The 7,157-nt window shown below is 43.7% G+C and carries 5 protein-coding genes and 1 pseudogene; 5 read left to right on the forward strand and 1 reads right to left on the reverse strand.

Features of this window, described 5'->3' with window-relative positions; genetic code table 11:
• From ACRC32_RS18000 to ACRC32_RS18015, 4 genes are all read left to right on the forward strand, one after another.
• The coding region (locus ACRC32_RS18000; RefSeq protein WP_438555257.1) for a protein kinase domain-containing protein at positions 1–843 on the forward strand (843 nt) is incomplete at its 5' end.
• Positions 844–944: 101 nt separating this feature from the next.
• Positions 945–2,363 carry an ABC transporter substrate-binding protein gene (locus tag ACRC32_RS18005; RefSeq protein WP_438555258.1) on the forward strand — a complete coding sequence of 473 codons (1,419 nt, stop codon included), beginning with the start codon at positions 945–947 and terminating at the stop codon, positions 2,361–2,363.
• A 30-nt stretch (positions 2,364–2,393) separates the two neighbouring features.
• Positions 2,394–3,116 carry an MgtC/SapB family protein gene (locus ACRC32_RS18010; protein WP_015157337.1) on the forward strand — a complete coding sequence of 241 codons (723 nt, stop codon included), beginning with the start codon at positions 2,394–2,396 and terminating at the stop codon, positions 3,114–3,116.
• A 433-nt stretch (positions 3,117–3,549) separates the two neighbouring features.
• On the forward strand, positions 3,550–4,992 hold the full coding sequence (locus ACRC32_RS18015) for an ABC transporter substrate-binding protein (protein WP_438555259.1): 1,443 nt from the start codon (positions 3,550–3,552) through the stop codon (positions 4,990–4,992).
• Positions 4,993–5,031: 39 nt separating this feature from the next.
• On the opposite strand, the gene ACRC32_RS18020 is transcribed toward ACRC32_RS18015, so the two are convergent.
• The gene (locus ACRC32_RS18020; RefSeq protein ID WP_438555260.1) at positions 5,032–5,994 is read right to left on the reverse strand and encodes an AEC family transporter; all 963 of its coding nucleotides are present in this window, start codon (positions 5,992–5,994) and stop codon (positions 5,032–5,034) included.
• An 846-nt stretch (positions 5,995–6,840) separates the two neighbouring features.
• Here ACRC32_RS18020 and ACRC32_RS18025 point away from each other — a divergent pair.
• Positions 6,841–7,157: pseudogene (locus ACRC32_RS18025) on the forward strand (HPP family protein); the annotation flags it as partial.

The raw sequence follows: 7,157 nt of genomic DNA on the forward strand, positions 1-7,157 counted from the left end.
TACGCCATTTTACCCGTTTTACAGTTCGTTCACGAGCAAAAAGCGATTCATCGGGATATCAAACCTTCTAATATCATCCGCGATCGCCACGGTAAACTTTACTTACTCGATTTTGGTGCGGTCAAACAAGTGACCAGCCAAGCAGGAGGAGCGCAATCTGCTTCGACCGGCATTTATTCTATGGGTTTTGCCCCTCCAGAACAAGTCTCAGGTGGAGAAGTTTACCCTTCTACGGACTTGTATGCCTTGGCTGTAACCGCAGTCAACCTACTCACTGGCAAAAAACCCACAGATTTATATGATGCCGGTCGCAATCAATGGCATTGGCGAATGCATGTTGAAGTGAGCAATGGGCTTGCCAGCATTCTGACCAAGATGCTATCAGCTCAACCGCAGCAGCGCTATCAGTCAGCTGCCGAAGTCCTCGCCGCTCTGCACCAGCTCGATCGCCCCACCCCTACACCACCTACTCCAACATTGATAACCAGGCGACCTAGTTTTGCTCTGTGGGAGGTTTTAACGGGAGCGACTTTTAGCGGTTTTGAAGGCGCTTTGCTGGCAATCGCGTTTTCTAGCCTTTTTCCCACTCCCGCTATTGGTTGGGCGATCGCCGCTGTGATTTTGAGTGGTCTAGTTTTTGCCTTATCTCGTCGCTGGATCGAAAAAGTAGATTTATTAATTATTTCAGTAATTTCCTTGGTAATTGTGGTTTTTATTCCTGCCCTGCACGCCAATCTCAGCGTTTCTAGCATTTTGGTTCTGGCGATCGGTGGCGGACTAATTGCCGTTGCCCTTACAGCTTTATTTAAAATAATTTATCAACTGCTCGATCGAATTCTATAAGAGGGAGCAGGGAGTAGGGAGCAGGGAGTAGGGAAGAACTCACCTCTTGCCTCTCTTTCTTTCCCTAGCCCCTAACTCCTAGCCCCTAGCCCCTAATTCTTATGTCGCGTAAAAATGAAACAGTGCTTCTGCTACTATCGCTACTAATTACGCTCGGATTAGTAGGGGGAGGAGCTTTACTATTCAGTCATGTTTTTGGTAAATCGTTTGTAGGAATTGGGAATAATTCTAGCTCTACGACTACAGGTGGTGTTTCTACAGGTGGAACAATTAGCTTTGGTGAAAAAACATTATTTTCAGGGAAGATCTTACCAGCAAAACAGGAAGGAATAGAGGCGATCGCGGCTCGAAATTGGAGTGTTGCAACCGAGAAATTACAAGCAGCACTAACGCAAAATCGCAACGATCCCGAGACCCTAATTTTCCTCAACAATGCCAAGATTGGCGATCGCAAAAGCTACGCAATTGCTGTTGTCGTTCCGACTGGTACTAGTCCTAACGGGAGTTTGGAAGTTCTACGTGGCGTTGCGCAGGCACAAATAGAAACAAATCAAACTGGCAATATTAATGGTGTTCCTTTGAAAGTGGCGATCGTCAACGACAACAATCAAGAAGACCAAGCTCAACAAGTTGCTTCAACTTTAGTCAACACTCCCGAAATTTTGGCAGTTATCGGTCATTGGGCAAGTCAAGTTACCCTTGCCGTCGCACCTATATATGATGAGGGAAAATTAGTCGCGATCTCTCCCGTCAGTACTTCTGTTAAGCTTTCCGGCATCAGTCCCTACATTTTTCGTACTGTTCCCAGCGATTATATTGCTGCAAGAGCTTTGGCAAATTACATGCTGACCAATTTACAGCAAAAAAATGCTGCTGTTTTTTTCAATCCCCAAAGTGCTTACAGCCAATCCTTAAAATCTGAGTTTGTCACAGCGGTTCTGCTCGGAGGTGGTAAAGTCACATCTGAGTTTGACTTATCAGACCCTAGTTTTAGCCCAGCTAACAGCATTAACCAAGCCATCAAGCAAGGGGCAAAAGTCCTGATGTTAGCACCTAACACTGGGTCTAGTACTAGCATTATCGACAAAGCCCTACAGGTCGTGCAAGTCAACCGCAGACGATTGCAACTTCTAGGTGGCGATGCCATTTACAACTCAACCACGCTCGAAGTCGCGGGAGACGCGGCTGTGAATATGGTAGTCGCTATTCCGTGGGATATCGATACCGATCCGAAATCTCAGTTCGTGCGTCAGTCACGACAGTTTTGGGGAGCTGAGGTCAACTGGCGTACTGCTCTTGCCTACAATGCAACCAAGGCTTTAACTGCGGCAATGCAGAAGTCTCCCACTCGTGAAGGGATTCAACAAACTCTGACTAGTACTGATTTTTCCACTCCTGGCGCAGCTAATCCAGTGCAGTTTCTTCCTTCTGGCGATAGTAACGCACCGGTACAGCTAGTACAAGTCGTGCGTCAAGTCAATACAAGTACTGGCTATGATTTCGTACCAGTGCGACAATAGCAATCTGGATGGAACCAAACGAAAAAAACAATGACTTGGGTAGATTTTGCAATTCGCCTGCTACTGGCATTCATTCTCGGTGCGGCAATTGGCAGCGAAAGACAATGGCGGCGAACTCGCTCAGTACTGAAAACAAATGTGTTGGTGTCTCTTGGTGCTGCTATGTTCGTCATGCTCTCGGCAATGATTCCCGGCGATGCCAGTCCTACACGTATAGCAGCCCAAGTTGTCTCTGGCATTGGCTTTTTAGGTGGCGGCGTGATTTTGCGGGAAGGAACCAGCGTGCGCGGACTCAATACCGCAGCTACCCTCTGGTGTGCTGCTGCCGTGGGCAGTTTGGTCGGGGCGGGATTGCTATTTCAGGCTTATTTCGGCACTTTAGCAGTGGTAGGAGCAAATCTACTTTTGCGCCCGATGGTACAGTGGTTTCAACAGTTAGACGAGCAATTGATTACGCACACAAAAGCAGAAACTCGCTATTGCTGTCGCCTCATTTGTTTAACCGAAGACGAAGTGGCTGTGAGGGCTGTGCTACTGGCACAAACTACACCAGGACAAATGATATTGAATGAATTGTCTAGTAAAAATATTAACAGTAAAGATCTTGATAACTTCTCTTCAGTAGAAATCAAGGCAGAATATACTTCTAATGGTCGCAACGATCTGTTGATGGAAGAGATTGTCATGCAGTTGCGATCGCAAATAAAAGTGACTGCAATTAAGTGGGAAGTAGTTACAGAAGATACAGATTGAGCGGAGCGCGATCGCCAAACTCTTTACTGCTATAGTTAGGTAAATCTCTTCTACGTATAGGCTTAGACTCAGTAAATTTGCGTAAGTAATTTCACGGTTAAAATCAGCTGCATTATATTTTTTCCGTAAAATTACGGTTGGTACTCAAGTAGTTGTGGCTCTATTTTGTTTGGTTATGGGTCAAATCAAATATTATTTTATCTATATGTTAAAAAAACCAACTCTCAAGCTGTAGCTTTGTTTGTGGGTATTCATCCTCGTACTATTATTGCGATCGCCCAAAGTGCTGTTGTTAAAAAGAATATGATTTAGATCCTTATAGATTCTTCGACATCTGGGCTGTACCAAGTCATGGCGATACAGAAAATATGAGGCTGGGAAAGTTGTCTAGAAATGTCTAACAATACTTGATTTAACTCCTGTTCCAAACTTTATGTTACAAAGTAAAAAAAACACTGTCCTGGTTCTCTACCTCATCGCCCTCTGCTTGATCGGTCCGCTGATTTTTTGGTTGAGTTATCGCAGTGGTAGAGGAGGACAACAAGCAACTCAACCATCTCTCAATGGATTGCTCAATCCCCCCAACCGCAACCCAGCTTTGCAAAAACGAATTAGTTTAGGTAATAAAGTTTTATTTACTGCCGACAATAATCCAGACAAACAAGCAGGAGTACAAGCTTTTGCCGCAGGAGATTTTTCCACGGCAGTCACCAAATTTAATGCGGCTTTGCAGGTGAAGCGCAACGATCCCGAAACGTGGATTTATTTAAATAATGCTTCGGCAGCTGCAATTAGCAATACAGTTAAGATCGGTGTTAGCGTTCCTGTAGGAGGTAACTTAAACGTTGCCAGAGAGATGCTGCGGGGCGTGGCACAGGCACAATACGAGATCAATCACAGTGGCGGGATTGGCGGAAAGCTGGTTCAAGTGCAAGTTGCCAACGACGATAATAACCCCATTGTTGCCAAACAAATCGCGGCTGAATTTGCCAGCGATCCAGATATTCTCGCAGTAGTAGGACATAACTCTAGCGATGCATCTATCGCCGCTGCTCCCATCTATCAAAAAAGCGGTTTGGTGATGATCTCGCCCACTAGCGTAGCGCGAAATTTGGGTGGAGTTGGTAGATTTATCTTTCGGACTACGCCAAATTCAAGAGCGATCGCAGATGCTTTGGCTAGCTACGTCGTGAAAACAGCACGCAAAACCAGAATTGCGATCTGTGCGGATTCTCAGGCAGAAGCAAGTCGCTCGTTTCAAGAGGAGTTCACTTCTAGCGTGTTTGAAAATGGCGGTTATATCACCAGTACCCCCTGCGATTTTGCTGCTGCTAATTTTAACCCTAGCGAAATTCCCTCTCAAGCAGTCAGCGATGGAGCAGAAGCTTTGCTGCTAGCACCAGATGTAAATAGAATGGGTCGTGCAGTGGAAGTAGCGCAAGCAAATCGCAGTCGATTGACTTTGTTCGGCAGCCACACAATGTATACGTACGACACGTTGCAGCAAGGACAAGCCGATGTTAATACTATGGTGCTTTCTGTACCTTGGCATCCTTCTGCTTTCCCCAATAGTTCTTTCATTGCCAATGCTAAGCGGTTTTGGGGTGGGGCTGGTAATTGGCGAACTGCATTGACTTATGATGCAACAATCGCTGTTTTCACGGGTTTAAAAGCGAGTACGAATCGCGAACAGCTACAGAAAGCTTTATCTAATACTGGTTTTATGTTTAAAGGGGCAACTGGGATAGTCAAGTTTTTACCGTCAGGCGATCGCCAAGAATCAGGAACTCTAGTCAGAGTTCAGCCTGGTAGATACTCCGGCACGGGTTACGATTTTACTCCCCTACCTAGTTCGGTTGACACGAGCCTCCGTTGAGCGAGAGACGACGCAGAGAAGTCCCACGTAGAGTCTCTATTACCTAAATAAATACAACCATAGGGGAAGTACCAGTGGTAGCAAAACCGTACTGAGGACGATCGTACTGGCAGCTAGCGAACGATTGAGGTTGTACTCTTCTGCTAAAATCGCATTGGCGAAAGCACTCGGCATTCCAGACATCAAGACTAAAGCCAAGCGTGTTTCGTGGGGAAATCCCAAGCATGTTATTACCATTCCTGCCAAAATGGGTAAAACAAATGTCTTGATCGTACTTGGAATAATCGCCCCTCGTAAATTTTGAATTCCTCGAAGCCGTGATAATTGCATCCCAATCAACAAGAAAGCTCCAGGTACGACTAAATAGACTATTGCCTGAAGTAAGGGATCGATGAAACTGACAATTTGCCATGGTTTACTGTAGTAACCCAGCGCAAACGCCCATAAAGCAGGAACGCGCAAAATGTCTCGCCATGCAGCTTTCCATTTATTATTTGTTGTGGTTTGCCCAAAATAACTTGCTAAAAATACTCCCAGTCCGTAACTACCAATTAGATTGTGCGTTACGCCATACAACACTACCCAAACTAAATAGTCTTGACTGACAAAAGCTGGAACGATCGCTAACCCGATGAAGCCGGTGTTTCCCAAAATTGAAGCGAGGACAAAACTACCTTGTTCAGCGCGATCGCTAGGATAGAAACTATCGGACAATTGTTTTACCCATGAAACCGAGCGGTACTGAGTCAGTTGTTTGAGTAGCTGTAAACTGACATAAGCTAAGCCCAAACCTAACAGCAATATTGCAATTGTCAAGATTGGGGGCAACCAAATCGATTGCGATAAATTTGACTTGCGCGTCAGTACTAAAATTTGCAACGGTACACCCAGCCAGTAAAGAAGGCGACCTAGCAAATTGGGAAAGGAACGAGGAATTATTTCTCTTCGGAATAAGAATGCACCCAGACTCGTACAAAAAACGCTTGCTGTAATTTCTATCATCAGTTTCGTTCTATCTCAATAGCACCCATGAACTAACAATTCAAAATTCAGAGTCTCAAGTTAAATCGCGATCGCTTGGTTTAGTTTCGCTCCCATTACGTAACAATTTAAACTCCGATCGCGTAACAATTAAAATTAGCCCAACGAACAAGTCTGTCCCTGTATCAAGCCACAAGTTATAGCATTACTAGCGGTTCTACGCGGATACACAAAAACTAAAAAGCTAATTTTTGGATTCTACTCAACCGTGCAGCAAAAATACTGCAACCAAAGTTACAGTAAAATTACGATAAATCTCAAAGCTATTCCATAACACTAAGAGCAATTAAAATTTTGATGAAGAAAATTAAAACAAAAGATTAACTCTCTTAAAATAAAACTTTTGAATACCATCGAACAAAAAAAGAACACTTCGATCGACTCTGAGATGTCTTGTCAGATTTTAACTACAGTAATTAAATAAAATATAGTTATACAGTGATGAAAATTTTAGCGAGCTAGTAGCTAGCGATCGCTGTAAAGATTTTGTGGACAAATTGATTTATCCATTTAATTTATTTGGTAGTCCCAGCGTTATTGCGAGCGTAGTTTGCTTCAAGGTGCAAGTATAAAATGGTACTTTTTGATTCATTATATGCGGTTAGAGCAATTTCAAAATGCGCTTCTTTCATGAGTAATAATATTCCGTATCAGTTAACACAATTTATAGTAGTGCGATCGCAATATCACAGAATTAATCTAAGTTTTTGCAATTGATTATTTAGCGATCGAAGTATGAAAGACATTAGTAAAACTGCAGCGAAACCAAATACAAATACTAGCTCTATGACAAAACTTACCAAAGCTATGTCCACCTTTGAATTGACAAGCAAACAACAACAATTTCAGCAGTATCAACAGCAACTAGAACAGCAGCAACAGCAATTAATTATTCAGCAGCAACAACTAGAGCAACTCACAGCCGAACTAGCTGCTTTGAGAAAAAATCGTCCCCAGTCTGAATGGAGCATTCGATTTAACTCAACTCGACTCAAAAATTTCTTGGCTAAAATTCACGGCAGCTCTAAATATCAACCCCGCTTTCCTTTAAAACAAATTGTTTTTTCTTACATAGGTAGTTTTATTGGCATTGCCGCGCTAGCTTACATCAGCGTTAATACGCA

It is taken from the genome of Chroococcidiopsis sp. (genome assembly GCF_051657925.1).
Classification (GTDB): domain Bacteria; phylum Cyanobacteriota; class Cyanobacteriia; order Cyanobacteriales; family Chroococcidiopsidaceae; genus Chroococcidiopsis.